The following is a 25,229-nucleotide window of genomic DNA, read 5'->3' as shown; positions in this document are numbered from 1 at the left end:
CTACATCGGCCGGACGAGCACGGCCGGTCCCTTGACCATGGTCACGGCGAAGAACAGCACCACGAGCACGCCGAGCGCGAGCGCGATCGCGATCGAGCGCTGACGACGGCTCTTCTTCTGCGCCTCGGTGAGGACGATTCCATCTGTCTCGGGTTTGTCGGCCATTCCTGCGATCATGCGCCCCCTGCCATCGGAGCAAGCGCCCGGAACACGACCTCGGCCAGCAAGATCGCAAACAGCGCGAACAGATAAAGGATGGAGAACGCAAACAGCTTGCGGGTCGCACGCAACGATTGGCTGCGCTCGCGGCGGACATAGACGTTGATGGCGAACGCCAGCATGCCTGCGCCGAGGATCAGGGAGACGATGCCGTAGATGGCGTCGAAATAGCCGAGCGCCCAGGGCGCGGCGGCGACCGCGATCAGCACGATGGTGTAGAGCAGGATCTGAAGCCGCGTCGCGTCGGGGCCGGCGACGTTGGGCAGCATCGGAATGCCGGCGCGCGCGTAATCGTCGGAGCGGAACAGCGCCAGCGCCCAGAAGTGCGGCGGCGTCCAGAAGAAGATGATGGCGAACAGCAGCAGCGGCTCGACGTCGACCGTGCCTGTGACCGCGGCCCAGGCCACCACCGGCGGCAGCGCGCCGGCGGCACCGCCGATCACGATGTTCTGTGCGGTCCAGCGCTTCAGGACGATCGTGTAGATCACGACGTAGAAGAAGATGGTGAAGGCGAGCAGCGCGCCCGCGATCCAGTTGACGAGGATGCCGAGCGTCATCACCGAGAAGAAGGCGAGCGTCATGCCGAAGGTCATCGCCTCAGGACGGGTGATGCGGCCGCGCGGAATCGGCCGATTCGCCGTGCGCGACATTTTGGCGTCGATGTCGCCTTCGAGCGCCATGTTGAGCGCCCCGGAAGCGCCGGCGCCGACGGCGATGCAGAGCAGCGAGGTGATGGCCAGCACCGGGTGGAAATGCCCGGGTGCCATCGCCATTCCGACCAGCGCGGTGAAGATCACCAGCGACATCACGCGCGGCTTCAGGAGCGCGATGTAGTCGCCAACCTCCGCTTCGGAGATGCGGGGATTGAGGTCGACGGCGTTGTGGTCGAGGACGGACACCAGATTGACTCGCTTCGTTGTCGAGCCGCGGCGCCCGTCACGGGCGCCGCGAGCGTTGGCTTACTGCACGCGGGGCAGCACTTCGAACTGATGGAAGGGCGGTGGCGAGGGCAGCGTCCACTCCAGTGTGGTCGCACCGGCGCCCCACGGATTGTCGCCGGCCGGCACCTTTTTCGCGAAAGCTTCGATCACGCAATAGAGGAAGATCAGCACGCCGAAGCCTGAGATGTAGGAGCCAAGCGACGAGACCAGGTTCCAGCCCGCGAACGCGTCGGGATAATCGACATAGCGGCGCGGCATGCCCGACAGGCCGAGGAAGTGCTGCGGGAAGAACACCAGATTGACGCCGATGAAGGTGACCCAGAAGTGCGCCTTTGCCAGCGTCTCGTTGTACATGTAGCCCGACATCTTGGGGAACCAGTAGTACCAGCCGGCAAAGATACCGAACACCGCACCGAGCGACAGCACGTAGTGGAAGTGCGCGACGACGTAGTAGGTTTCCTGGAGCACGCGGTCGACGCCGGCATTCGCCAGCACGACGCCGGTGACGCCGCCGACGGTGAACAGGAAGATGAATCCCACCGCCCAGATCATCGGCGCGCGGAACTCGATCGAGCCGCCCCACATCGTGGCGATCCACGAGAAGATCTTCACGCCGGTCGGAACCGCGATGACCATCGTGGCGGCGACGAAATAGGCCTGCGTCGCGGAGGACATGCCGACGGTGTACATGTGGTGCGCCCACACAACGAAGCCGATGCCGCCGATCGCGACCATGGCGTAGGCCATGCCGAGATAACCGAACACGGGCTTGCGCGAGAAGGTCGAGACGATCTGGCTGACCATCCCGAAGGCGGGCAGGATCAGAATGTACACTTCGGGATGACCGAAGAACCAGAACAGATGCTGGAACAGCACGGGATCGCCGCCGCCTTCCGGATTGAAGAACGTGGTGCCGAAATTGCGGTCGGTAAGCAGCATGGTGATCGCACCGGCGAGCACCGGCAGCGACAGCAGCAGCAGGAATACCGTCACCAGGATCGACCACACGAACAGCGGCATCTTGTGCAGGGTCATGCCCGGCGCGCGCATGTTGAAGATCGTGGTGATGAAGTTGATGGCGCCGAGGATCGACGAGGCGCCCGCCAGATGCAGCGACAGGATCGCGAAGTCGACGGCCGGGCCCGGATGGCCGGAGCTCGACAGCGGTGCGTACATGGTCCATCCGGCGCCGACACCGTTGGCGCCGGGCTCACCCTCGACGAAGGTCGACATCAGCAGCAGCGCGAACGAGGCCGGCAGCAGCCAGAACGAGATGTTGTTCATGCGCGGGAACGCCATGTCCGGCGCGCCGATCATCAGAGGCACGAACCAGTTGCCGAAGCCGCCGATCATCGCCGGCATGACCATGAAGAAGATCATGATCAGGCCGTGGGAGGTCACGAACACATTGTAGGTGTGCGTCTCGTGGAAGATCTGCACGCCCGGATACATCAGCTCGGCACGGATCGCGATCGACATCGCGGCGCCGATGACGCCGGCGACGACCGCGAAGATCAGGTACATCGTGCCGATGTCCTTGTGGTTGGTCGAATAGACGTAGCGCCGCCATCCGGTCGGATGGGCGTGCTCGTCATGTCCGTGGTCTTGCGCGTGATCGCCGTGTGCCGCTGCGCTCGTTGCCATTTTCAAATCCTGCCTTGCGTCCCAATCGGACCCCTGGAGGTCCCGCCTTTATGTCGCTTTCGTTTCCCTCGAACCTGTCGCCCGGCGCTTACTGCGTCGGGCCGGCCGTGGAGGCGTAGGTGTTGGTGCCGCCGCTCGCATATTTCTTCTTCGCCGTCTCGACCCAGGAGGCGAACTCCTGGTCGCTCACCACGCGTATGGCGATCGGCATGAAGGCGTGGTCCTTGCCGCACAGCTCCGAGCACTGGCCGTAGAACATCCCGGTCTTGGTGGCCTTGAACCAGGTCTCGTTCAGTCGGCCCGGAATGGCGTCGATCTTGACGCCGAAGGCCGGCATCGCAAAGGCATGAATCACGTCCGCCCCGGTCACCTGAACCCGGACCACTTTGTTGACGGGCACCACCATCTCGTTGTCGACGCCGAGCAGGCGGGGCTGCTTGTCCTGGGCCATCAGCGAGTCGAACTCGAACTTGCCGTTATCCGGATAGGCGTAGGACCAGTACCACTGCTTGCCGGTCGCCTTGATGGTGATATCCGCCTTCGGCACGTCGAGCTCGAGGAACAGGAGGCGGAACGACGGCACCGAGATACCGACCAGAATCAGCACCGGCACGAGCGTCCACGCTACCTCGATCAGCGTGTTGTGCGTGGTCCGCGACGGCACCGGATTGGCGTTCGCATTGAACTTGACGACCACGATCACGAGCAGCGCCAGAACGAACAGCGTGATCAGCGTGATCAGCACGAACAGGAAATTGTGGAACCAGACGATGTTGTCCATCACCGGGGAAGCGGACTGCTGAAGCGTCCACTCCCACGGCGCCGGTTGTCCGAGCTCGGCGAATGCCGCACCGCCCGTCGCCAGCGTCAGACCCGCCACGGCCAATCCCAGCAAGTGCCGGCCCACCGGGCCCATCGACATCTTCATGCCGTTCGCGCTCCCCTAACGAAATCACCCCAAGTGCATTCCCCTATTTGCGGGAAACGCTTTATTCGATCCGCCCGTCTGACAAACCGCCGCGCAAGAATACCTCTAAGAGGAATTGGGCCAGATCGCTAGAACGCCGAAATCAAGCCTCTCAAACCATAATTCTTGATCTATCGCAATGCAGTCTTGAGCCTCGTCTGCCTGCCGTCACCCGCAAGATATTTCCTAGTAACATCAGACAAAAATACCGTTTCCCGTGATGCTGCGGCTTGACAGCGGAATTGCCCGCGATAGGCACTGGCAGACAGCCGCACCGGAACCTGATTCGTGCGGGCGGCGGCGGCCGTGGCGGCGTGGAATTTGCTTGCGAATCGCCTTCAAGACGCCGTCATTCCCGTATCAGTCCGCCAGGTGCGAGCGACCCAGGCGAGCAGAGGGACCGACCCGATGGGGTTTTCGAGATGCGTGGCAAGGCCGGCGACAAGGCAGGCTAGCGGCCTCACGATGCTGGCAGCCCTGCTGGTGGCGGTCGTCATGCTGGCGCTCCCAGGCCTCGCCCATGCGCAGGGCGCGGTGCGCTCCGTCCATGGCGACTGGCAGATCCGCTGCGACACCCCACCGGGCGCCCAGTCCGAGCAATGCGCCCTGATCCAGAGCGTGGTGGCCGAAGACCGCTCCAATGCCGGCCTGACCGTGATCGTGCTCAAGACCGCCGACCAGAAGAGCCGCCTGATGCGGGTGGTCGCCCCTCTCGGCGTGCTTTTGCCCTCCGGCCTCGGCCTCAAGCTCGACAACCAGGACGTCGGCCGCGCCGGCTTTGTCCGCTGCCTGCCCAATGGCTGCGTCGCCGAGGTCGTCATGGACGACAAGCTGCTCGGCCAGCTCCGCACCGCCAAGACCGCCACCTTCATCATTTTCGAGACCCCGGAAGAAGGCATCGGCTTCCCGCTCAGCCTGAACGGGCTCGGCGAGGGATATGACAAGCTGCCGTAGGGCACAGGGAGCGAAGACCCGCAAACCTATTGTTTCCGTAATGTGAGACTAGGCGCCTCGCGGAACCGCCGGGAAACCATTATCTTGCCTCACATCCCCCGATAATGGACGGACGCATGACCAACCCTGCCACAACCTCCCTGCTCGACCGCGCCAATCTCGACCGCGACCAGGTGCGCAACGAGCTCGCGCGCGGGCTTGCCGGTGCCGACGACGGCGAATTGTTCCTGGAATATAGCCAGACCGAAGCGCTGATGTTCGACAATGGGCGGCTGAAGCAGGCGACCTACGACACCTCGCAGGGCTTTGGCCTGCGCGCCGTCAAGGACGACGCGGTCGGCTACGCGCATTCCTCCGACGTGTCGCTGCCGGCGCTGATTCGCGCTGCGGACGCGGTCGCGGCCGTGCGCGGTGGTTATTCCGGCAGCTTCGCCGCGCCTCCAGCGCATACCAACGTGCGGCTTTATAGTGACGACAATCCACTCGATGCCCCCGGCTTCGAGACCAAGGTCAAACTGCTCGCCGAGATCGACGCCTATCTGCGCGACAAGGATCCGCGCGTGCGCCAGGTCAGCGTCAGCCTGGGCGCGACCTGGCAGGTGGTCGAGATCCTGCGCCCCGACGGCGAGAGCTATCGCGACATCCGCCCGCTCGTGCGCGTCAACGTCTCCGTCGTCGCCGGCCAGGGCGACCGCCAGGAGAGCGGCAGCAAGGGCTATGGCGGCCGCGCCGGCTACGCCGAATTCATCGAAGCTAAGTCCTGGCGCGACGCCGCCGACGGTGCGCTGCGAGAGGCTCTGGTCAATCTGGAATCGATTCCCGCCCCCGCCGGCGAGATGGACGTCGTGCTCGGGGCCGGCTGGCCGGGCGTGATGCTGCATGAGGCGGTCGGCCATGGCCTCGAGGGCGACTTCAACCGCAAGAAGACGTCTGCGTTTGCAGGCCTGATGGGCCAGCAGGTCGCGGCCAAGGGCGTCACCGTGGTCGACGACGGCACCATTGCCTCCCGCCGCGGCTCGCTGTCGATCGACGACGAGGGCACGCCGACCAACCGCACGGTGCTGATCGAGGACGGCGTCCTGGTCGGTTATATGCAGGACCGCCAGAACGCGCGCCTGATGAACATGAAGCCGACCGGCAACGGCCGCCGCCAGGGCTATGCCCATGTGCCGATGCCGCGCATGACCAACACCTACATGCTCGCGGGCGACCGCGATCCGGCCGAGATCCTCGCTTCGGTGAAGAACGGCGTCTTCGCCGCGAATTTCGGCGGCGGCCAGGTCGACATCACCTCGGGCAAATACGTGTTTCAGTGCACCGAGGCCTACAAGATCGAGAACGGCAAGATCGGTGCGCCCTTGAAGGGTGCCATGCTGATCGGCAACGGACCGACCGACCTGCATCGCATCCGCATGATCGGCAACGACCTCGCGCTCGATACCGGCATCGGCACCTGCGGCAAGAACGGCCAGGGCGTGCCGGTCGGCGTCGGCCAGCCGTCGCTGCTGATGGAACGCATTACGGTGGGTGGAACAGGCGGATGAGTGTCGAGAAGATAACAGTCACTACCAAGCGGAAGAGCAGCGGCTGGGGCGGCCAGCTCGTGCAGCTCGCCGGCATCGTCGCCGCGGTGTTCATCGCCAAGGGTGCGCTGGCCGAGCCGTTCTACGTTCCGTCGGGCTCGATGGAGCCGACGCTGTTGATCGGCGACGCGTTGATCGCCTCGAAATTCCCCTACGGCTACGGCACCTCGTCGCTGCCGATCCAGATCAACTTGCCCGAGAGCGGCCGCGTCTTCGCGGAAACGCCGAAGCAGGGCGACGTCGTCGTCTTCCGCTGGCCCGGCGACCGCTCGCAGGCCTGGGTCAAGCGTGTCGTGGGTCTGCCCGGCGACCGCATCCAGCTGCGGCAGGGCCAGCTCTTCATCAACGATCGCCCCGCCGAGCTGAAGCCGGACGGCGTTGGCGCCGCCGAGGACGACAATGGCGGCAGCGAACCCGCCTATCGCTATGTCGAGACGCTGCCCAACGGCGTCTCGCATCTGATCTTCAAGATGCGCGACAACGGTCCGCTCGACAACACCCAGGAAGTGACCGTGCCGGCGGGTCATCTCTTCGTTCTCGGCGACAACCGCGACAACTCCGCCGACAGCCGCGTGCCCTTGCGCTCCGGCGGCGTCGGCCTGTTGCCGATCGACAATCTGGTCGGCCGCGCGGATGCGGTGCTCGGATCCTGGGATCTCGGCATTCGCGGCCAGCCGGTATGGACCTGGCTCTCCGGTTTCAGGATGGCTCGGTTCTTCACCGCGGTGCATTGAGTCTCCTCGCGAACGATGGACCGTGACGAATTCCTCGCGCTCGCGCTGAAAAATCCCGCCAACGTCACGATCATCGACGAGCTGGCACGGCTCGGTCTGCCGGATGCTTGGCTGGTCGCAGGTTGCCTGGTGCAGACCTTGTGGAATGTGATCACCGGTCGTGCGATCAGCCACGGCATCGCCGACTATGACGTGTTCTATTTCGATGCCGATACCTCCTGGGAGGCGGAAGACGCAGTGATCCGGAGGCTACATGAACGGCTTACAGAGCTCGATGCCAAGGTCGAGATCCGCAACCAGGCGCGTGTGCATCTTTGGTATCCCGGCAAGCACGGCCGGCCCTATCCACCCCTGACGCGCTCGACGGATGGCATTGACCGCTTCCTGACGCAGAACACGCAGATTGGCGTCCGGCGCGCGGGCAACGGCTACGAGGTCTACGCGCCACATGGTTTCGACGATGTCGAAAGACTGATCGTACGCCCTAATCCGGGCCTGAATTTTTCCCCGGCGAACTACACGGCGAAAGCGACGCGATGGAAGGCGCTGTGGCCGGAGATCACGGTGATTGCGGCGGAGTGAGACGCCGTAGCAATCCAACTCCCACCGGCGAATCAGTCTGGATTGCTTCGCTACGCTCGCAATGACGACGGCGAGGGCCGCACGCTACCGCACCACGCCCGACGTAAACCCCGCTTTCCGGCGCGGCGGCTTGATTTCCTTTTTCAGGAAGCAGCGCGCTTCGCGTCCGGTGTAGCCGGGGCGTGCATAGGTGAAGGCGCGGCATTTATTGTCGGCGGTGCAGGCAGCCTTGCAGGTCTCTTCGCCTTCGCCGTCCTTGATCTCGAAATTGCGCAGATCGCCGCCGGGGCGGTCGATCGAGGTCTCCACGCCTTCGACACGCGGCTCGATCACGCCGGCCCCGCGCACACCGGAGATGCAGCAGCTTCCCGGCACGCGCGCAGGCACCGCGTTCTTCAGCCAGCACACCGCCGAGCCGCCTTCGACATCGGGATAGTTGAAGCTCCACGAGCGGCAACGGCGGTCGCGCTCGCACAGCAGCGCGCAATCCTCGGGATCGCCTGACGTGACCGGCGTGCTGAAATAGTCTCCGCCGGGCCGGTCGAACGCCGTCTGGGCGCGCACGGGCCAGCTCGCAAACACGAGCGAAAGCAGCGCGGCACATGCCACGGCGCTTGCCAGGACGCTTGCCATCACGGCCAGGCGGCCCTTCCCCATCGGAACAGCTTTCGAGTTATTGACGACGCTCAGGTTTTTCAGCCGGTCATTTGATCGCCGCAAACCTGTATGGGCGATGAACGGCCCCCGATCCGTATCGTTGGCCGCTCAGGTCTAGAACGCGTATTCCGCGTAGGCGGTTTCCACCGAGCCGTTCCAGGGACCGTTAAACTTGTCGAGCATCTCCTCGGCCGGCGTGCGGCCGGAATCGATGATGCGATCGAGCGGCTCCAGATGCCGGGTCTCGTCGCGGCCGAGCTGATCGATCCGGCCGCGTCGGCGCAGGCCGGCATGTGCCAGAACGAGGCATTCCTTGGCAATCTCGAACAGATAGCGGTCCTTGATCCGCGACTTGAAGCCGAGGCGCGGCACGTCGTCGCGCAGGGCCTGACGCTGATGCGCGGTCCAGTGCTTCACAAGATCCCAGGCGGCATCGAGCGACACATCGTCGTAGAGCAGCCCGGCCCAGAACGCCGATAGCGCCGGCAGACGGCCCCACGGGCCACCGTCGGAGCCGCGCATCTCGAGATAGCGCTTGAGCCGCACCTCCGGGAAAATCGTCGAAAGATGGTTGGCCCAGTCCGACAGCGTCGGACGTTCCCCGGGCAAATTGTTGTTGCGTCCATCGAAGAAGGCGCTGAACGAGGAGCCTGAGACGTCGATGTAATCCTCGCCGCGCTTGACGAAATACATCGGCACGTCGAGCGCGTAATCGACATAGCGCTCGAAGCCCATGCCGTCCTCGAATGCCCACGGCATCATGCCGGCGCGCGCATTGTCGGTGTCGCGCCAGATCTCGGACCGGAAGGAGAGGAAGCCGTTCGGCTTGCCCTCGGTAAACGGCGAGTTGGCGAACAAAGCGGTTGCGACCGGCTGGAGCGCGAGCGAGACACGCAGCTTCTTGACCATGTCGGCTTCGGAGGAGAAGTCGAGATTGGTCTGCACCGTGCAGGTCCGGTACATCATGTCGAGGCCGTATTGACCGACCTTCGGCATGTAATTGGTCATGATCTTGTAGCGGCCCTTGGGCATCACCGGGATGTCGGCGCGCGACCAGGACGGCGTCATGCCGAGCCCGAGGAAGCCGATGCCGAGCGGCGTTGCGATCTCGCGCACCTGCGCCAGATGCGCCATCAGCTCGCTCTGGGTCTGGTGCACGTTCTCGACGGGGGCGCCCGAGAGCTCGAACTGTCCGCCGGGCTCCAGCGAGATCGCGCCGCCGCCGGTGACGTCGTAGAGGCCGATGATGTTGCCCTTCTCCATGATCGGCTCCCAGCCGAGCAGGAGTTTCATGCCTTCGAGCAGCGCGCCGATACCGCGCGCGCCGTCGTAAGGCACCGGACGGTGGCCTTCGAGCGTGAACGGTGTCTTCTCGTGCTCGGTGCCCATGCGGAATTCGGACGGGTCCTTGCAGCCAGCCTCGAACCACGCGACGAGCTCGTCGCGCGATTGCAGCGGCGTCATATCGATCTGATCTCGCGCCATATCAAACTCTAATCAAAAGCGCTTCGATCGAACGCGCGTGGGTGACAGGGACAGTCCGCGAACCCACCGGTTGCACGGACGAGCTGGTTTTGCCGCGCGATCATCGCAGCGGCGTGGTTTCGTTGACCTGGGCGGGCGGCAGCTTCATCTCGCCGCACGAGCAGCCCAGGCGGTCGAGCAGACCGCTGAGCTTCACGGCGTCCGCATCAGACAGTTTCGAACCGACATATTTCTCGATTGCGGCCGAATAGGCGCCCCACATCCGCTTCTGCAACTCGCGGCCGGCTTCCGTGATCTCCACGAACTGGCCGCGCTTGTCGATCTTGCATTCACGTCGCGAGGCGAGGCCTTCGTCGACCAGGCGGTCGATCAGCCGCGACGTCGAATATTGCGGGATCAGCATCTGCCGTTCGAGTTCGACCGGCCGGAGCTCGCCCGAGGGCGCCCGTGACAGTTCGAGCAGCGCGTCATACCATGCCAGCGGCGGGAAGCCGGCCTTCTTCAGGTCCTGCTCGACGCAATCGAGCACGCGGCTCTGTACCCGCATCAGGCGGATCCAGGCGGAAGTCGCCTCGGTCGATGGTTTGCGTTTCATGGTCCCACTCAAGCTCGTCGCCCGTGTCTTACCCTATTCGATGCAGCTGCATCAATCTTGACTATTTCAAGCAGATGCATGTAGTCGTTCTTTCGCCTGAACCAAGCATCAAGAGGAGGAAATTCCATGAAGCTGTACTATTCGCCCGGTGCCTGCTCGCTATCCCCCCACATCGCGCTTCTGGAGGCCGGCCTGCCCTATGAGCTGGTCAAGGTCGATATCCGGGCCAAGAAGCTCGAAAATGGTGAGGATTATCTGAAGCTGAACCCCAAGGGGCAGGTCCCCGCGCTGGGCCTCGATAGCGGAGAGATCGTGACCGAAGGCCCGGTGATTGTCCAGATGATCGCCGATCAGGCCTCAGCCAAGGCGCTGGCGCCGGCCCGTGACAGCGCCGAGCGCTACAAGCTCCTCGAGTGGCTGAATTTTCTCACCTCGGAGGTGCACAAGAGCTTTGGTCCGCTGTTCGCGCCGGCCCTGAACGACGAGGCCAAGACCTTCTTTAGGGATCGCGTCATGGGCAAGCTGAAATACATCGACGGCCAGCTCGCCGGCCGCGATTACCTCATGGGCAAGCAGTTCACGGTGGCTGACGGCTATCTCTTCACGATGCTGACCTGGGCCGACCGAATGAAGTTCGACTTCTCGGCAATGCCGAACCTTGCCGCATACAAGACGCGCGTCGCGGCGCGGCCGCAGGTGCAGGAAGCGATGAGGAAGGAAGGGCTGATCCAGGCCGCGTGAGACGCGACGGCAACCAATTTCCAAAGGGCCGGGTCCATGATCCGGCCCTTTTTGCTGCCGCAGGGCCGCGCAGGGCGAAGCCACTCCGCCGGATCGTCGGACCTCGCGCCAGACTTATGAACTATTGTTCGCGAAATGTAAGTGGTGCTGTCTTGTCACCACCCGCGAAGCGGGCGATTTTGACGGCATTGATTGAAGAATATTTGGACTCGCATCGGAGTTGAAGTTGACGATTGCCCTCGTCCTGATCGTTGCAAGCGCCTTGGTGGGAATAGCGACAGGTTGCGTTTTCAGGATCTGGGCGCTGGTCGTCATCTCGCCGTTGATCGCAATTTTCTCCGCGATACTTCTTCGCGTTTACGAGTTCGGGATGATGGCGGGCGTGATCGTCATTGCCGGCTGCCTCGCCGTCTGCCAGCTCGCCTATTTCGCGGCAGCCTATGTGCTGCACACGCGTGACGCCTCATCCCATGACGAAATCGACGGCGAGCCAGGCGAGACAAGCGAGCAGAAAATCCGCCGCCAGCACAAGTAAAGCCATCGCGGCCCAAAGCACCGGCCCCTTGCGGCGCAGGCGCGCCGGCTTCTGTTGCGGCAACAGGTGGCCAGTTGTGGACACAACAGCAGATTTCGCGGCGAGATCGCGACCAAGCGCGGTCTTCCGCAGCACCAAAGAGTTCATCAAGGACACTTTCTTATTTCGTCTTCAACTTGCCGATGGATCGACAAGTGTCCCGACCGGTTTCATGACCCTGACCCGGAGCGAAACTAGTGCCAGGGCCGAGCAAAAGAACGGCGCCGCTTTGACGCGTCTATGACAATTGCGCGACATCGGCAGCGGGACCTTGGCACGGTTCCTACGCGAGTTCTGTGACCGGTTCCACAAGTTGGGAACAATCTGACGCAACCGTGATGAGGCTGGCCTGACACGCGAAAAGGCCGGATCGATGATCCGGCCTTTGTGTTTCACGACCTCGATGCGGAGCCGGTGGCGGCTCAGGCCGCCGCCTTCTTCGGAGCGAAGCGGCCGTAGAAGGTTTCTCCCTTCGCGGCCATCTCCTCGAGGAGTTTCGGCGGGGTAAAGCGCGAGCCGTATTTCGCCTCCAGCTTGTGGCAAAGCTCGACGAACTTCTTGGTGCCCATGAAGTCGATGTAGGACAGCGTGCCACCGGTGAACGGCGCGAAGCCGAAGCCGAGGATCGAGCCGACATCCGCCTCCCGCGGATCGGTGATGACGTGGTCCTCCACCGTGCGTGCGGCTTCCACCGCCTGCACCACCAGGAAGCGCTGCTTCAACTCCTCGACGTCGAGGGTATCGGGGTCGAGCTGCTTGGGCTGCAGCGCGGAGAGGCCCGGCCACAGGCTCTTCTGCCCCTTGCCCTTCTCGGGGTAGTCGTAAAACCCCTTGCTGTTCTTGCGGCCCAGACGACCCTGCTTCTCGACCATCTCCACCATCAGCTTCTTCTGATCGGGATTGATGGCGTTGGGGCCGAGGTCCGCTTCCGTTGCCTTCATGATCTTGAGCCCGAGGTCGAGCGCGACCTCGTCCGACAGCGAGAGCGGGCCGACCGGCATGCCGGCCATCTTGGCGCAGTTCTCGATCATCGCCGGCGGCACGCCTTCGAGGAACATCTCGTTGCCCTCGGCGACGTAGCGGCCGACGCAGCGATTGGCGAAGAAGCCGCGGCTGTCGTTGACGACGATCGGCGTCTTGCCGATCTGCCGGACGTAATCGAGCGCGGTCGCGACCGCGAGATCGCCGGTGTTCTTGCCCTGGATAATCTCGACCAGCATCATCTTCTCGACCGGCGAGAAGAAATGGATGCCGACGAACCTGCCCTGGTCCTTGAAGGATTCCGCCAGCGAAGTGATCGGAAGCGTCGAGGTGTTGGACGCGAAGATCACGTCCGGCTTCATATGCTCCTGCGCCTTGGCAAAGGTATCAGCCTTGACCTTGCGGTCCTCGAACACGGCTTCGATGACGAGATCGACGTCCTTCAGTGCGGAATAGTCCGCGGTCGGCGTGATGCGCGCGAGCAGGGCTTCTGCATCGCCGGGCTTGGCGCGGCCCTTCTTGATCTGCTCCTCGATCACCTTCTGCGCATGCGCCTTGCCCTTATCGGCGCTCTCCTGGTCGCGATCGATCAGGACAACGTCGAGGCCGGCACGGGCCGAGACGTAGCCGACGCTCGCGCCCATGAAGCCGGCGCCGATCACGGCGATCTTCTTCACCTTTGTCGGTGGCACATCCTTCGGACGGCGCGCACCCTTGTTCAATTCCTGCATCGACAGGAACAGGCTGCGGATCATCGCGGCCGCTTCCTTCGAGCGCAGTACCGAGGTGAAGTAGCGTGACTCGACGCGCAGTGCGGCGTCGATCGGCAGCTGCAGGCCCTCGTAGACGCAGCTCATGATCGCGCGCCCGGCCGGATAATTGTCGTAGGTCTCGCGGCGATAGATCGCGTTGCCGGCCGGAAACATCATCATGCCGGCCTTGGAGAACACCGGACCGGCGGGGAGCTTGAAACCCTTCTCGTCCCAGGGCGCAATAGCCTTGCCGCCGCCCTTGATCCAGTCCTTTGCCGCCTTGATGAGCTCGCCGGCGGGAACGATGGCGTGGATCAGATTGAGTGCCTTGGCTTTCTCGATCGTGACCGGATCGCCCTTGAGCAGGATCGTCATCGCGTCCTGCGGCGGCACCAGGCGCGGCACGCGCTGCGTGCCGCCGGCGCCCGGGAACAGTCCGACCTTGACCTCGGGCAGGCCGAGGCGCGTCTTGGGATTCTCCGCCGCCACGCGATAGTGGCAGCACAGCGTGATCTCGAAACCGCCGCCGAGCGCGAGTCCGTTGATCGCCGCCGCCCACGGCTTGCCAGAGGTCTCGATGGAGCGCAGCACCTGCGAGAAGCGCCGGCTCTGCTCGAACAGCATCTGGTTCGCGGCGGTCTCGCCCTGCTCCTTGAACAGTTTTGCATAGGCCTGGTTCATGCCCTCGAGCATGGACAGGTCCGCCCCGGCGCAGAACGCCTCCTTCGCCGAGGTGATGACGACGCCCTTCACCGCCGCGTCGGCCGTGGTCGCCTTGACGATCGCGTCGAGCTCGCTGGTCGAGGTCTCGTCGAGCACGTTCATCGAACGCCCCGGGATGTCCCAGGTCACGAGCGCGATGCCGTCGGAATCGGTCTCAACCTTGAAATTCTTGTAAGCCATGGTGGTTGCTCCCTGCCTTAGACGCGTTCGATGATGGTCGCGGTGCCCATGCCGCCGCCGATGCACAGCGTCACCAGCGCGGTCGCCTTGTTGGTGCGTTCGAGCTCGTCGAGCACGGTACCGAGGATCATCGCGCCGGTCGCCCCCAGCGGATGGCCGAGCGCGATCGCGCCGCCATTGACGTTGATCTTGGCGTTGTCGATGTCGAAGGCCTGGATGTAGCGCAGCACCACGGAGGCGAAGGCCTCGTTGAGCTCGAACAGATCGATGTCCGACTTCTTCATGCCGGAGCGCGCAAACAGCTTTTCGGTGACGTCGACCGGGCCGGTCAGCATCATCGCGGGTTCTGAGCCGATATTGGCGAAAGCGCGGATTCTCGCACGCGGCTTCAGGCCGTACTTGCCGCCGGCTTCCTTGCTGCCGAGCAGAACCGCGCCGGCACCATCGACAATGCCCGACGAATTGCCGGCGTGGTGCACGTAATTGACGCGTTCGATTTCCGGATGCGACTGCACCGCGACGCCGTCGAAGCCACCCATCTGCGCCATCATCGTGAACGCCGGCTGCAACTGCGCCAGTGACTGCATCGTCGTCGATGGACGCATATGCTCGTCCTTGGCGAGAATGGTGAGGCCGTTGATGTCCTTCACCGGGACGACCGACTTGTCGAAGCGGCCTTCATCCCAGGACTTCGCCGCGCGCTGCTGGCTCTGCACCGCATAGGCATCGACGTCGTCGCGCGAGAAGCCGTATTTGGTAGCGATCAGATCGGCCGAGACGCCTTGCGGCATGAAGTAGGCCGGCACCGCCATGGACGGGTCCATCGGCCAGGCGCCGCCGGAGGCACCGATGCCGACGCGGCTCATCGATTCGGCACCGCCGCCGATCACGAGCTCGTGCTGGCCGCTCATCACCTGGGCTGCGGCAAAATTCACGGCATCGAGGCCGGAGGCGCAGAAGCGGCTGATCTGCACGCCTGGCACGGCTTCGCCGAGGCCCGCCTTCAGCGCGGCAAAGCGCGCAATATCGGAGCCGGCTTCGCCGACCGGATCGACCACGCCGAGAATGACGTCATCGACGGAATCTTCCGGCAGGTTGTTGCGGTCCTTCAGCGCCTTGAGCGGCACGGTCGCGAGCGCGAGCGCGGTGACTTCGTGCAGTGCGCCGTCCGCCTTGCCGCGGCCACGCGGGGTGCGGACGTGGTCGTAAATATAGGCATCTGCCATGGGAGCCTCCTGATTGCAGTTATTGGTTAGGACCGCCGCGCGGTCGCTATCATTCGTGGGCGGAAATCCTCAGAACGCTTCCGCCGGCAATTCCATGATGGTGGCGCAGCCGGCCTGGATGCGCGCGAGATTGGCGGCGGTCTCCGGCAGCATCCGCTCCATGAAGAAGCGGCCGGTGACGAGCTTGGTCGAGAGATAGGGCGTCGCCCCGCTCTCGGCAATCTTCACCTGGGTCACCTTCGCCATCTTCGCCCACATGTAGCCGAGCGCGACGAAGCCGAAGAGATTCAGGTAATCGGTCGCGGCGGCACCGGCATTGTCGGGCTTCGCCATCGCGTTCTGCATCAGCCAGGTGGTGGCCTGCTGGAGATGGCCGAACGAAGCCGACAGCGGAGTGATGAAGGGCTTCATCGCCTCGTCGCCGCCGTTCTCCTTGGCGAAGGCCATCACCTCGCCGAAGAACGCCATGATGGCGCGGCCGCCGTCGCGCGGCAGCTTGCGGCCGACGAGGTCGAGCGCCTGGATGCCGTTGGCGCCTTCGTAGATCATGGCGATGCGGGCATCCCGCACGAACTGCTCCATGCCCTGCTCGGCGATGTAGCCGTGGCCGCCATACATCTGCTGCGCCTGCACCGCGTTGGCGAAGCCGTAATCGGTGAGGAAGCCCTTCAGCACCGGCGTCATCAGGCCCATGTGATCGTCGGCGGCCTGGCGGTCCTTGGGATCCTCGGAGCGATGGGCGACGTCGCTCTTCAGCGCGGTCCACATCACGAAGGCGCGCGCGGCCTCGTTGAAGGCGCGGATCGACAGCAGCGTGCGGCGCACGTCGGGATGGACGATGATCGGATCGGCCGGCTTGTCCGGCGCCTTGGCACCGGTGAGCGAACGGCCCTGGATGCGATCCCGGGCATAGGCGACCGCGTTCTGATAGGCGACCTCGGACTGCGCGAGCCCCTGCACGGCGACGCCGAGGCGGGCCTCGTTCATCATCACGAACATGCCCTGCATGCCCTTGTTCTCTTCGCCGATCAGCCAGCCGACGGCGTTGTCGTAGTTCATCACGCAGGTGGAATTGCCGTGGATGCCCATCTTGTGCTCGATCGAGCCGCAAACCACGCCGTTGCGTGCGCCGACGGAACCATCGGCGTTGACCATGAATTTCGGCACCACGAACAGCGACACGCCCTTGATGCCGGCGGGCGCGCCCTCGATGCGGGCAAGCACGAGGTGGATGATGTTGGGGGCGAGGTCATGCTCGCCGGCCGAAATGAAGATCTTGGTGCCCGTGATCTTGAAGCTGCCGTCGGCCTGCCGCACCGCCTTGGTGCGGAGCATGCCGAGGTCGGTGCCGCAATGCGGCTCGGTCAGGTTCATGGTGCCGGTCCACTCGCCCGCCACCATCTTCGGCACGTAGGTCTGCTTCTGCTCCGGCGTGCCGTGGACGATCAGCGCCGCAGTCGCGCCCATGGTAAGGCCGCCATACATCGAGAACGCCATGTTGGCGGAGATCTGGAATTCGTTGACCGCCTGGCTCAGCGTCACCGGCAGACCCTGGCCGCCGAACTCGGTCGGGGCCGACAGGCCGAGCCAGCCGCCCTCGGCGACCTGCTTGAACGCTTCCTTGAAGCCCGTCGGCGTGGTGACGCTGCCGTCATCGGCGCGCTTGCAGCCCTCGAGATCGCCCACGCGATTGAGCGGCTGCAGCACCTCTTCGGCAAGCTTGGCAGCTTCGCCCAGAATCGCCTCGCGCACGTCGCTCGACGCATCGGAGAAGCCGGCCAGATTGTCATAGCGGTCGATCTGGAAGACGTCGTTGAGCAGGAAGTTCACGTCTTCGACGGGGGCTTTGTAGATCGGCATGGTGGTCTCCCGGCAGGCCTTGAAGTGATGATGTTGGCTTATGATTGAGCGGCGGCCAGCTGTTCCGCCATCAGGCGATGCAGCATGTTGATCGCCTTGAGCGGCCGCACCATCACCTTGAAATGCGTGATGCGTCCCTCGCTGTCGAAGCTGATGATGTCGACGCCGTTGATCTCGATGCCGTCGATCGTGGTCTTGAATTCGAGCACGGCGCCGCGCTCACTCTTCCACTCGTCGACATAGCTGAAGCCGGGACCGCCGAGCACCTTCTCGGCGCTGGCGAGATATTTGAAGGTGATGTCACGGCCGCGCTGCGGCGCGTGCACGACGGGGCTTTCGAAGACGGCGTCGGGATGCAGGAGATCCCAGAGCGCTGCCCGGTCATGCGACTTCATGTAGCCGTACCAGGAATCGAGGCCGGTCATTCTCGGGTGCCTCCCTAAAGGCCGTTTTGGGCAAAACGCGAAAACAACCCCATGCACAGTAGCGAAGACGCTGTTCCTGTTGGGGTTTTCGGGGCGGTGTTGGCCCTCGTTCTTGGGTCACCTCATATGCACATTGACGCATATGCGCCGATGCGCATAAAGTCAAGCAAATTGGTTAAGGTCGAGAACAGGAGGGCCGATCATGGCGCTAGGCGACGCAATCCTCGCATGCCTGACGGAACGTCCGATGACGGGCTACGAGCTCGCCAAGACATTCGACTCCTCGATTGGCTTCTTCTGGAAGGCCGACCACCAGCAAATCTACCGCGAGCTCTCGAAGCTGCGCGACCGCGGCTACATCCAGGGCCGCGAGGTCGTGCAGTCAGGCAAACCCAATAAGCTCATCTATACGCTGACTCCGGAGGGCCGAACAGCGCTGCGGCACTGGGCCGCGCGGCCAAGCACGCCGCCCTCGATCAAGGACGATCTGCTGGTAAGGCTGCATGCGCTCGACAGCATCGACATCGAGCCCATGCGCGCCGACCTGATGGCCCGGCTCGAGCACCACCGCGATCGACACGAGAATTACGAACGCATCCTGAAGAAGCGCTTTCCGGAAGGGACGGCGTCGGGCGTGCTCGACCTCGGTAATTTACTCCTGCTCCGCCTCGGCGCCCGCCACGAGCAGATGGTGGCCGATTTCTGCGAAGAGACGCTTGCCGCGCTCTCGGCGACGAACGGCAAGGCCACGGTGGTGCCGCTGGAGGACGGCAAGCGCGAGGGGAAGGGATGAGGGCGCTCAGCCTTCGCTATGCACTCCCCTGTCATCGCCCGACTTGATCGGGCGATCCAGTATTCCAGCGGCTGCGCGGCTGGAATCGAGAGGCTGCGGCGTACTTGATGCCCCGCCTTCGCGGAGCATGACAGCGGTGGGTGCCGCCCCCCCGTTTCCGCCGCCCAACTTTAAGACCCCGTCAACGAGTTCCTTAACCCGTTATTTACCGTAACAGACAAAAGTCGGTTTTCGAGGCAGACGACCCGCGCCAAATCCGATTGTCTTTGCAACCGGCACGCGAGGGAAGACTGGAGGCGCCGGGTGGGGCGCCGGAGTCGGAACCGGACAGAGTCATGAATTCGCGCGTATCGTGGAGTGTTGACGGCATCGATCCATCCGTCCGGGAGCGGGCCGAAGCTGCTGCGCGCCGCGCCGGCATGTCACTCAACGATTGGCTGAACTCCACGCTCGGCGAGACTGCCCCGCCGAATTTTCACCGACCTTACGACCAGCGTCCGCAGGCCCTGAACCTACCGAGTCAGGAAAGCCGCGAAGTCGCCGACATCCACCAGCGGCTCGACGCCATCACCCAGCAGATCGAACGGATTTCAAAGCCCGCGCCGCGCCAGGACATTTCGCGACAAGACATTTCGCGGCAGGACACTTCGCGACAAGACACTTCGCGCCAGGACGCTTCGCGGCCAGACGTCTCGCGCGAGCAGGGCGTTGCGCGCCAGCTGAACGACGCGATTTCGCGGCTCGATGCCCGGCTGTCGCAAATCTCAAAGCCGCAGCAGGCTCCAGCACCGCGGCAGGCACCCGTTGAGACGCGCCAGCGCCAGGCCGATGCGGTCGAGCGCGCAGCAGCGCAGGTCTATCGCAACTCACCGCCTCTGAGCCCCGCTTCGTTCGACGTCGCGGTCGCCGAGATCACCGCGCGCCAAGGCGAGCTCGACGGCTTTGCGCCGAGGCAGATGCCGCCGCGCGCAGCACCCTCGATCACGCCTGCGGCAGCTCATTTCGCGCCCGCAATGGCGCCGCCCGCGCCTGCCTACGCTCCGCCGCCACCGCAGCCGGGGCCGGACTTCTCCGCGCTCGAGCGCCATCTGCTCAAGATCACGAGCCAGATCGAATCGCTCCAGCGCCCTGACAATACCGAGCAGGCGATCAACACTTTCCGCAGCGAGCTTGCGGAGATCCGCAACGCCATCACCGAGGCGATGCCGCGCCGCGCGATCGAATCGATCGAGAACGAGATCCGCTCGCTGCATCGGCGCATCGACGAGACCCGTTCCAACGGCACCGACGGTCAGGTCCTGTCCGGCATCGAGCACGCGCTGTCCGAAATCAAGCAGGTGCTCCGCACGCTGACGCCGGCCGAACAGCTCACCGGCTATGACGAGGCGATCCGCAATCTCGGCGCCAAGCTCGATCTGATCCTGCGCGCCAATGACGATCCCTCGACGGTCCGCCAGCTCGAAGGCGCGATCTCGGCGCTGCGCGGCATCGTCTCCAACGTCGCCTCCAACGAAGCGCTGGCGCGGCTCTCGGACGACGTGCAGCTGCTGTCGTCCAAGGTCGACCAGGTCACCCGCTCGTCCGGCTCCGGTGACGGTTTTGCGGTGCTGGAGCAGCGCATCGCGGCGCTTACCGCCGCGCTGGAAACGCGCGAACGGCCTCAGCCATCCGAAAACACCGAGCATCTCGAAAGCGCGATCCGCGCCCTGTCCGACCGTTTCGACCGCATGCAGGTCGGCAGTGACTCGGCGTCGACCTTTGCGCATCTTGAACAGCGGGTCTCGTATCTGCTGGAGCGGATCGAGGCCGCCTCCGATCCGCGCAACGGTAATTTGAGCCGCGTCGAGGACGGATTGCACGACATCCTGCGGCATCTGGAGCGGCAGCAGGCGACCTATGCCGCGCTGGCCGAGAGCCGCAATTCCGCGCCGCCTGCCGACTCCGGCATGGTGGATATCGTCAAGCGCGAGCTCTCCGACATCCGCTTCAGCCAGGCCGAGACCAACCGGACCACCCAGGATTCGCTGGAGGCCGTCCACAACGCACTTGGCCACGTCGTCGATCGTCTCTCGATGATCGAAGGCGATCTGCGCAATGTGCGCACCGCGCCGCCGGCCGCTGCGCCGCAGCACATGCCCATGCCGATGGCCGCACCGATGGAGCCCGCGCCGATGGCGCGCGAGCCGCGGCCGCAGCAACAGCCGCCGAACTACGACCCCAAGCCGGAACTGCCCAATCCCGCCGCCGCGCAGGCAGCGCAAGCTGCCTTCGTCGCCGCGCCGCGCGAATTCCACGCCGCCGCAGCGACCGCGCCGCCGCCGATGCCGATGGCGCCGCCCTTTCCGCCGCGCGCGATCAGCGAAATCCTGGAGCCGCATGCGGCGCCCGCACGCGCCGCGCTTGCGCCCGAACTGCCGCCGGATCATCCGCTCGAGCCGGGCACCCGGCCGGGTGCCCGCGCCGCCACGCCGTCGGAGCGCATTGCTGCGTCCGAAAGCGCAATCAGCGAGATCCCGGCCGCGCCGAAGGAGCCGGTGTCGTCGTCGAGCTTCATCGCTGCCGCGCGCCGCGCGGCCCAGGCCGCCGCCGCACAGCCGGAAAAGCCGGCCCGCGGCGCCAAGGCTGGAGCCGATCGGTCCAAGGACAAGGGCAAGGACAACGGTAGGGATGGCGGTTCGACCATCACCTCGAAGATCCGCTCGCTGCTGGTCGGCGCAAGCGTGGTCGTGATCGTGCTCGGCACCTTCAAGATGGCGATGAACCTGCTCGATGGCGGCAGCCCGTCGCCGTCGCCGCAGGCGATGGAGAATTCGTCGCCCGCACCCGCGCCGCAGGCCCCGCCGCCGATCGAGAACAAGCCCGCCACGCCCGAGCAAGTCACCCCGTCGATGACCTCGCCGACGCCAATCGGGCGTCAATCCCAGAACAATGCCGCGCCGGCGCCGTCAGCTTCGGTCGAAATTCCGCCGGCGCCTGCCGCAGCCCCGCCAGCGGCCTCCAGCGACATCACCGGCGCGCTGTCGGGCACGAGCCGCGGGAAACTCGCGATGGTGCAGGTGCCGCCGAGCGAAAAACTGCCTGACGCCATCGGCGGCCCGAGCTTGCGCAATGCCGCGATGAAGGGCGATGCGGCCGCGGCCTACGAGATCGGCGTGCGCTTTGCCGAGGGCAAGGGCGTGGCTGCGAATTACGACGAAGCCGCCAAATGGTACGACCGCGCGGCCCAGGCCGGCGTAGTGCCCGCGACCTTCCGCCTCGGGACACTCTACGAGAAGGGTCTTGGCGTGAAGAAGGACGCCGACATCGCCCGCCGCTACTACACCCAGGCGGCCGAGCGCGGCAACGCCAAGGCGATGCACAATCTCGCGGTGCTCGACGCCGACGGCGGCGGACGCGGCGCCAACTACAAGAGCGCGGCGCAGTGGTTCCGGAAGGCCGCCGATCGCGGTGTCGCCGACAGCCAGTTCAACCTCGGCATCCTCTATGCCCGCGGCATCGGTGTCGAACAGAACCTCGCCGAGTCCTACAAATGGTTCACCCTCGCAGCCGCCCAGGGTGACGCCGATGCGGCCGGCAAGCGCGACGACGTCGCCAAGCGGCTCGACCCGCAATCGCTCGCCGCTGCCAAGCTCGCGATCCAGACCTTCAGCGCCGAGCCGCAGCCCGACGACGCCGTCAATGTCGTGACGCCCGCCGGCGGCTGGGATAGCGCGCCGCAGGCAAACGCAAAGCCCGCGCCAAAGCCGGTTGCGAGCAAGCGCGCCGCGTCAGCGGTACACTAGACTCTCTCTCCTCATGGTGAGGAGCGCGCACTTGCGCGCGTAGCGGACGATGCTTCGCATCGCCGCGAGAACCATGCAGACCCGGCTCTAAATCCGGGCTTGGCCCTTCGAGACGCCTGCTGTGCAGGCTCCTCAGGGTGAGGGGGCAGAGCACCGCTGCCGCTCTCGTCACGATCATTCACGACGCCCCAAATTCCTGAACCGCGCGGCGCCGAATTCCGCTATTGAGGGACGCGGCAATCGATCCGTCTCGCCGGCGCGTGGTTCAATGCAGCTCTATCTTCCGATCGCCGACCTTCCGGTCAACGTCTTCCTCGTGCTGGCGATGGGCGCGGCTGTCGGTTTCGTCTCGGGCATGTTCGGGATCGGCGGCGGCTTCCTGATGACGCCGCTGCTGATCTTCATCGGCATCACACCGGCGGTCGCGGTCGCCTCGGTGGCGAGCCACATCGCCGCCTCGTCCTTTTCCGGCGCCCTCGCTTATTGGCGGCGGCGCGCGATCGATCCGGCGCTGGCGAGCGTGCTGTTATGCGGCGGCGTGACCGGGACGGCGCTCGGCGTGTGGACGTTCACGCAGCTGCGCGCGCTCGGCCAGCTCGATCTGATGATCGCGCTGTCCTACGTTGTGCTGCTCGGCACCGTCGGCAGCCTGATGTTCTCCGAAGGCCTGCGCGCCTTGATGCGGACCCGGCGCGGCGCGGTGCCGCCCCGACGCACCCATAACTGGATCCATGGCCTGCCGCTGAAGATGCGGTTCAAGCGCTCGAAGATCTACCTCTCGGTGATCCCGATCGTGATCGTCGGCATCATGATCGGCTTCATCGGCGCCATCATGGGCATCGGCGGCGGCTTCATCCTAGTGCCGATCATGATCTATCTGCTGCGGGTGCCGACTTCGACGGTGATCGGGACGTCGATGGTCCTGACGCTGGTCACGATGCTGTTTGCGACCTTGCTGCATGCGGTGACCAATCATCTGGTGGACGCCGTGCTGGCGCTGATCCTGATGGTCGGCGGCGTCACCGGCGCGCAATTCGGCGCCCGCGCCGGCCAGAAGATCCGCGGCGAACAGTTGCGGCTGCTGCTCGGCCTGCTGATCCTCTCGGTCGGCGTCCGCTTCGCGATCGAGTTGGTGATCCGGCCCGATGACCTCTTCACCATCCGCGAGCTGGGAGTGAGCGGATGACGCGCGCAGCTCTCGCGATCCTGCTCGTTCTGCTGCTCGGCTCCGCCGCACGCGCCGAGCGGCTGATCGTGTCGGTCTCCAACCATCGCGTCACGGTAACGCCGAACTATTCCGGCGAGGAGCTGGTGCTGTTCGGCTCGGTCGAGAAGGAGGCCTCCTCGCCCGCCGACCGCAAGACCTACGATCTCGTCGTCACCGTGATGGGACCGCGCGCCGACATGGTGACGCGGCGCAAGGAGCGCACCTTCGGGATATGGATCAATACCGACTACCGCCAGTTCTTGGAGGTGCCGAGCTATCTCGCGCTGTTCGCCAACCGCTCCTTCGAGGCGATCACCTCGCCCGAGATCGCGCGGCGCCAGCAAATCGGGCTCAACAACGTGCTGCTGACCCAACGCGTCAGCGGCGACTACGCCGACGTGGTGCCGAACGACGTATTCCGCTCCGCCTTCATCCGCCTGCGCACCCAGCGCGGTCTCTATCGCGAGGATCCGAGCGCGGTGACGTTCCTGACACCGACGTTGTTCCGCACCGGCATTCCACTGCCGGCGGAGGTGCCGATCGGCACCTACGAGGTGGAGATCAAGCTGTTTTCCGACGGCGCGTTCATCGGCAAGACCGAGACCGCCTTCGAGATCGTCAAGGTCGGCTTCGAGCAGTTCGTCGCCACCACCGCGCGGCAGAACGGGCTGATCTACGGCCTCGTCACCGCCGCGATGGCGCTGATGACGGGCTGGATGGCATCGATCGTGTTCCGGAAGGATTAGCCTCCGTCATTGCGAGCGCAGCGAAGCAATCCAGGCTGTCACTGCGGAGGGATTCTGGATTGCTTCGCTTCGCTCGCAATGACGGCTGTGGCAGCTACGGCGCCTGCACCACCGTCGGCACGCCGGGCTCCAGCAGCCGCAACCGCGTCCCGAAGCCAAGCACGTCAAAGGTCTTGCGCAGATCTTCGCTGTTCTGGCGGAAATGCGCCCAACCCTCCGTGTGCACCGGCACGATCATCGCATCGGGGAAGGCCCGCGCGGTCTCGATGGTGTCGTTGGTGTCCATGGTGAGATGGAACGGCCCACGCGTTTGCGCGGCGCCCGCGAAAGGCATCACCACGCCGCATTGAAAGCGGCGCGCGACCTCGGCGACGCCGTCGAACCAGGTGGTGTCGCCGCTGATATAGACCGAATTGGTGTCGGTCCGGCTCGACGACACCACGAAGCCGATGACGTCGCCTGACAGCGGCTCGATGCCGGCCGGGCCGTGACGCGCCGGGGTGGCGGTGATCGTCAGCGAATTGCCGTCACGATCTTTCAGATGCGCCGTGCCCCATGGCACCAGACCTTCGACATGCCCACCGAGGCGCTTGGCACCGGCCTCGGTCGTCAGCACGCGCTTCGCGTGCTTGAGATACTCGCGGCCGGAATTGTCCAGATTGTCCGAATGCTGGTCGTGGCTGAGCAGGACCGCGTCGACCGGCCCGATCGCATCGGCTTTGAGGGCAGGGCCGATCGTCTTCTCCAGCTTCACATGCGGGAGCTGATAAGCGGTGTGCGCGTCATCGAACGTCGGATCGGTCAGCAGGCGGAAGCCGTCGATCTCGATCAGCGCGGTGGGGCCGCCGATCAGGGTGATGGAAATGGGCATGATGAAC

At 64.7% G+C, this 25,229-nt stretch carries 22 protein-coding genes; 10 read left to right on the top strand and 12 right to left on the bottom strand.

Annotation, left to right across the window (positions count from 1 at the left end; translation table 11 throughout):
- The 4 genes from IVA88_RS18130 to coxB form a co-directional block, all read right to left on the bottom strand.
- Nucleotides 1–177, bottom strand: a complete 177-nt coding sequence (locus IVA88_RS18130; RefSeq protein ID WP_247498600.1) for a CoxF protein — start codon at nucleotides 175–177, stop codon at nucleotides 1–3.
- The gene (locus IVA88_RS18125; protein WP_247498599.1) at nucleotides 174–1,118 is read right to left on the bottom strand and encodes a heme o synthase; all 945 of its coding nucleotides are present in this window, start codon (nucleotides 1,116–1,118) and stop codon (nucleotides 174–176) included. The genes IVA88_RS18130 and IVA88_RS18125 overlap by 4 nt, the downstream gene beginning before the upstream one ends.
- Nucleotides 1,119–1,178: 60 nt before the next feature.
- The gene (gene ctaD / locus IVA88_RS18120; RefSeq protein ID WP_247498598.1) at nucleotides 1,179–2,804 is read right to left on the bottom strand and encodes a cytochrome c oxidase subunit I; all 1,626 of its coding nucleotides are present in this window, start codon (nucleotides 2,802–2,804) and stop codon (nucleotides 1,179–1,181) included.
- An 88-nt stretch (nucleotides 2,805–2,892) separates the two neighbouring features.
- Nucleotides 2,893–3,732 (bottom strand): cytochrome c oxidase subunit II, encoded by an 840-nt coding sequence (gene coxB, locus IVA88_RS18115; RefSeq protein WP_247498597.1) that lies wholly within the window; start codon nucleotides 3,730–3,732, stop codon nucleotides 2,893–2,895.
- A gap of 447 nt (nucleotides 3,733–4,179) precedes the next feature.
- Here coxB and IVA88_RS18110 point away from each other — a divergent pair, with 447 nt between their 5' ends.
- From IVA88_RS18110 to IVA88_RS18095, 4 genes are all read left to right on the top strand, one after another.
- Nucleotides 4,180–4,725: an invasion associated locus B family protein gene (locus tag IVA88_RS18110; protein WP_247498596.1), complete on the top strand. Its 546-nt coding sequence runs from the start codon at nucleotides 4,180–4,182 to the stop codon at nucleotides 4,723–4,725.
- A gap of 116 nt (nucleotides 4,726–4,841) precedes the next feature.
- Nucleotides 4,842–6,269 carry a metalloprotease TldD gene (gene tldD / locus IVA88_RS18105; protein WP_007605058.1) on the top strand — a complete coding sequence of 476 codons (1,428 nt, stop codon included), beginning with the start codon at nucleotides 4,842–4,844 and terminating at the stop codon, nucleotides 6,267–6,269.
- Nucleotides 6,266–7,042: a signal peptidase I gene (gene lepB, locus IVA88_RS18100; protein ID WP_247498594.1), complete on the top strand. Its 777-nt coding sequence runs from the start codon at nucleotides 6,266–6,268 to the stop codon at nucleotides 7,040–7,042. Before tldD ends, lepB begins: the two co-directional genes overlap by 4 nt.
- Nucleotides 7,043–7,057: 15 nt before the next feature.
- Nucleotides 7,058–7,624: a nucleotidyltransferase family protein gene (locus tag IVA88_RS18095; protein ID WP_247498593.1), complete on the top strand. Its 567-nt coding sequence runs from the start codon at nucleotides 7,058–7,060 to the stop codon at nucleotides 7,622–7,624.
- 84 nt (nucleotides 7,625–7,708) lie between these two features.
- Here the strand turns inward: IVA88_RS18095 and IVA88_RS18090 are convergent, their stop codons facing one another.
- From IVA88_RS18090 to IVA88_RS18080, 3 genes are all read right to left on the bottom strand, one after another.
- Complete coding sequence (locus IVA88_RS18090) at nucleotides 7,709–8,281, bottom strand: PAN domain-containing protein (protein WP_247498592.1); 573 nt, start codon at nucleotides 8,279–8,281, stop codon at nucleotides 7,709–7,711.
- A 114-nt stretch (nucleotides 8,282–8,395) separates the two neighbouring features.
- Nucleotides 8,396–9,766: a glutamate--cysteine ligase gene (locus IVA88_RS18085; RefSeq protein WP_247498591.1), complete on the bottom strand. Its 1,371-nt coding sequence runs from the start codon at nucleotides 9,764–9,766 to the stop codon at nucleotides 8,396–8,398.
- Nucleotides 9,767–9,866: 100 nt separating this feature from the next.
- Nucleotides 9,867–10,361, bottom strand: a complete 495-nt coding sequence (locus IVA88_RS18080) for a MarR family winged helix-turn-helix transcriptional regulator (protein WP_247498590.1) — start codon at nucleotides 10,359–10,361, stop codon at nucleotides 9,867–9,869.
- Nucleotides 10,362–10,487: 126 nt separating this feature from the next.
- Here IVA88_RS18080 and gstA point away from each other — a divergent pair, with 126 nt between their 5' ends.
- Nucleotides 10,488–11,102, top strand: a complete 615-nt coding sequence (gstA, locus tag IVA88_RS18075; RefSeq protein ID WP_247498589.1) for a glutathione transferase GstA — start codon at nucleotides 10,488–10,490, stop codon at nucleotides 11,100–11,102.
- A 226-nt stretch (nucleotides 11,103–11,328) separates the two neighbouring features.
- Complete coding sequence (locus IVA88_RS18070) at nucleotides 11,329–11,637, top strand: hypothetical protein (protein WP_247498588.1); 309 nt, start codon at nucleotides 11,329–11,331, stop codon at nucleotides 11,635–11,637.
- Nucleotides 11,638–12,098: 461 nt separating this feature from the next.
- On the opposite strand, the gene IVA88_RS18065 is transcribed toward IVA88_RS18070, so the two are convergent.
- From IVA88_RS18065 to IVA88_RS18050, 4 genes are all read right to left on the bottom strand, one after another.
- Complete coding sequence (locus IVA88_RS18065) at nucleotides 12,099–14,312, bottom strand: FAD-dependent oxidoreductase (protein ID WP_247498587.1); 2,214 nt, start codon at nucleotides 14,310–14,312, stop codon at nucleotides 12,099–12,101.
- A gap of 17 nt (nucleotides 14,313–14,329) precedes the next feature.
- The gene (locus tag IVA88_RS18060) at nucleotides 14,330–15,538 is read right to left on the bottom strand and encodes an acetyl-CoA C-acetyltransferase (RefSeq protein ID WP_247498586.1); all 1,209 of its coding nucleotides are present in this window, start codon (nucleotides 15,536–15,538) and stop codon (nucleotides 14,330–14,332) included.
- Nucleotides 15,539–15,607: 69 nt separating this feature from the next.
- A complete protein-coding gene (locus IVA88_RS18055) occupies nucleotides 15,608–17,398 on the bottom strand; it encodes an acyl-CoA dehydrogenase C-terminal domain-containing protein (RefSeq protein ID WP_247498585.1) in 1,791 nt (596 codons plus the stop codon).
- Nucleotides 17,399–17,436: 38 nt separating this feature from the next.
- Nucleotides 17,437–17,823, bottom strand: a complete 387-nt coding sequence (locus IVA88_RS18050) for a nuclear transport factor 2 family protein (protein WP_247498584.1) — start codon at nucleotides 17,821–17,823, stop codon at nucleotides 17,437–17,439.
- A 202-nt stretch (nucleotides 17,824–18,025) separates the two neighbouring features.
- Between IVA88_RS18050 and IVA88_RS18045 the strand changes: the two genes are divergently transcribed.
- The 4 genes from IVA88_RS18045 (at nucleotide 18,026) to IVA88_RS18030 (ending at nucleotide 24,351) form a co-directional block, all read left to right on the top strand.
- A complete protein-coding gene (locus IVA88_RS18045) occupies nucleotides 18,026–18,616 on the top strand; it encodes a PadR family transcriptional regulator (RefSeq protein WP_247498583.1) in 591 nt (196 codons plus the stop codon).
- 335 nt (nucleotides 18,617–18,951) lie between these two features.
- On the top strand, nucleotides 18,952–22,398 hold the full coding sequence (locus tag IVA88_RS18040) for a tetratricopeptide repeat protein (protein ID WP_247498582.1): 3,447 nt from the start codon (nucleotides 18,952–18,954) through the stop codon (nucleotides 22,396–22,398).
- A gap of 268 nt (nucleotides 22,399–22,666) precedes the next feature.
- Nucleotides 22,667–23,584, top strand: a complete 918-nt coding sequence (locus IVA88_RS18035) for a sulfite exporter TauE/SafE family protein (protein WP_247498581.1) — start codon at nucleotides 22,667–22,669, stop codon at nucleotides 23,582–23,584.
- Nucleotides 23,581–24,351, top strand: coding sequence for a TIGR02186 family protein (locus tag IVA88_RS18030; protein ID WP_247498580.1), 771 nt, complete (start codon nucleotides 23,581–23,583; stop codon nucleotides 24,349–24,351). Before IVA88_RS18035 ends, IVA88_RS18030 begins: the two co-directional genes overlap by 4 nt.
- Before the next feature lie 94 nt (nucleotides 24,352–24,445).
- Here IVA88_RS18030 and IVA88_RS18025 read toward each other — a convergent pair whose 3' ends face one another.
- Nucleotides 24,446–25,222, bottom strand: coding sequence for an MBL fold metallo-hydrolase (locus IVA88_RS18025; protein ID WP_247498579.1), 777 nt, complete (start codon nucleotides 25,220–25,222; stop codon nucleotides 24,446–24,448).
- Nucleotides 25,223–25,229: the final 7 nt, after the last annotated feature.

It is taken from the genome of Bradyrhizobium sp. 149, assembly GCF_023073915.1.
Lineage (GTDB): Bacteria > Pseudomonadota > Alphaproteobacteria > Rhizobiales > Xanthobacteraceae > Bradyrhizobium.
The sequence above is the reverse complement of the archived record's forward strand: the minus strand, read 5'-3'. Positions and strand labels throughout refer to the sequence as shown.

Excerpts from the sequence above, each read along its gene's own strand:
- IVA88_RS18130 (WP_247498600.1), bottom strand. The coding sequence starts at position 177 with ATGATCGCAGGAATGGCCGACAAACCCGAGACAGATGGAATCGTCCTC.
- ctaD (WP_247498598.1), bottom strand. The coding sequence starts at position 2,804 with ATGGCAACGAGCGCAGCGGCACACGGCGATCACGCGCAAGACCACGGA.
- coxB (WP_247498597.1), bottom strand. The coding sequence starts at position 3,732 with ATGAAGATGTCGATGGGCCCGGTGGGCCGGCACTTGCTGGGATTGGCC.
- IVA88_RS18110 (WP_247498596.1), top strand. The coding sequence starts at position 4,180 with ATGGGGTTTTCGAGATGCGTGGCAAGGCCGGCGACAAGGCAGGCTAGC.
- tldD (WP_007605058.1), top strand. The coding sequence starts at position 4,842 with ATGACCAACCCTGCCACAACCTCCCTGCTCGACCGCGCCAATCTCGAC.
- lepB (WP_247498594.1), top strand. The coding sequence starts at position 6,266 with ATGAGTGTCGAGAAGATAACAGTCACTACCAAGCGGAAGAGCAGCGGC.
- IVA88_RS18095 (WP_247498593.1), top strand. The coding sequence starts at position 7,058 with ATGGACCGTGACGAATTCCTCGCGCTCGCGCTGAAAAATCCCGCCAAC.
- IVA88_RS18090 (WP_247498592.1), bottom strand. The coding sequence starts at position 8,281 with ATGGGGAAGGGCCGCCTGGCCGTGATGGCAAGCGTCCTGGCAAGCGCC.
- IVA88_RS18085 (WP_247498591.1), bottom strand. The coding sequence starts at position 9,766 with ATGGCGCGAGATCAGATCGATATGACGCCGCTGCAATCGCGCGACGAG.
- IVA88_RS18080 (WP_247498590.1), bottom strand. The coding sequence starts at position 10,361 with ATGAAACGCAAACCATCGACCGAGGCGACTTCCGCCTGGATCCGCCTG.
- gstA (WP_247498589.1), top strand. The coding sequence starts at position 10,488 with ATGAAGCTGTACTATTCGCCCGGTGCCTGCTCGCTATCCCCCCACATC.
- IVA88_RS18065 (WP_247498587.1), bottom strand. The coding sequence starts at position 14,312 with ATGGCTTACAAGAATTTCAAGGTTGAGACCGATTCCGACGGCATCGCG.
- IVA88_RS18060 (WP_247498586.1), bottom strand. The coding sequence starts at position 15,538 with ATGGCAGATGCCTATATTTACGACCACGTCCGCACCCCGCGTGGCCGC.
- IVA88_RS18055 (WP_247498585.1), bottom strand. The coding sequence starts at position 17,398 with ATGCCGATCTACAAAGCCCCCGTCGAAGACGTGAACTTCCTGCTCAAC.
- IVA88_RS18050 (WP_247498584.1), bottom strand. The coding sequence starts at position 17,823 with ATGACCGGCCTCGATTCCTGGTACGGCTACATGAAGTCGCATGACCGG.
- IVA88_RS18045 (WP_247498583.1), top strand. The coding sequence starts at position 18,026 with ATGGCGCTAGGCGACGCAATCCTCGCATGCCTGACGGAACGTCCGATG.
- IVA88_RS18040 (WP_247498582.1), top strand. The coding sequence starts at position 18,952 with ATGAATTCGCGCGTATCGTGGAGTGTTGACGGCATCGATCCATCCGTC.
- IVA88_RS18035 (WP_247498581.1), top strand. The coding sequence starts at position 22,667 with ATGCAGCTCTATCTTCCGATCGCCGACCTTCCGGTCAACGTCTTCCTC.
- IVA88_RS18030 (WP_247498580.1), top strand. The coding sequence starts at position 23,581 with ATGACGCGCGCAGCTCTCGCGATCCTGCTCGTTCTGCTGCTCGGCTCC.
- IVA88_RS18025 (WP_247498579.1), bottom strand. The coding sequence starts at position 25,222 with ATGCCCATTTCCATCACCCTGATCGGCGGCCCCACCGCGCTGATCGAG.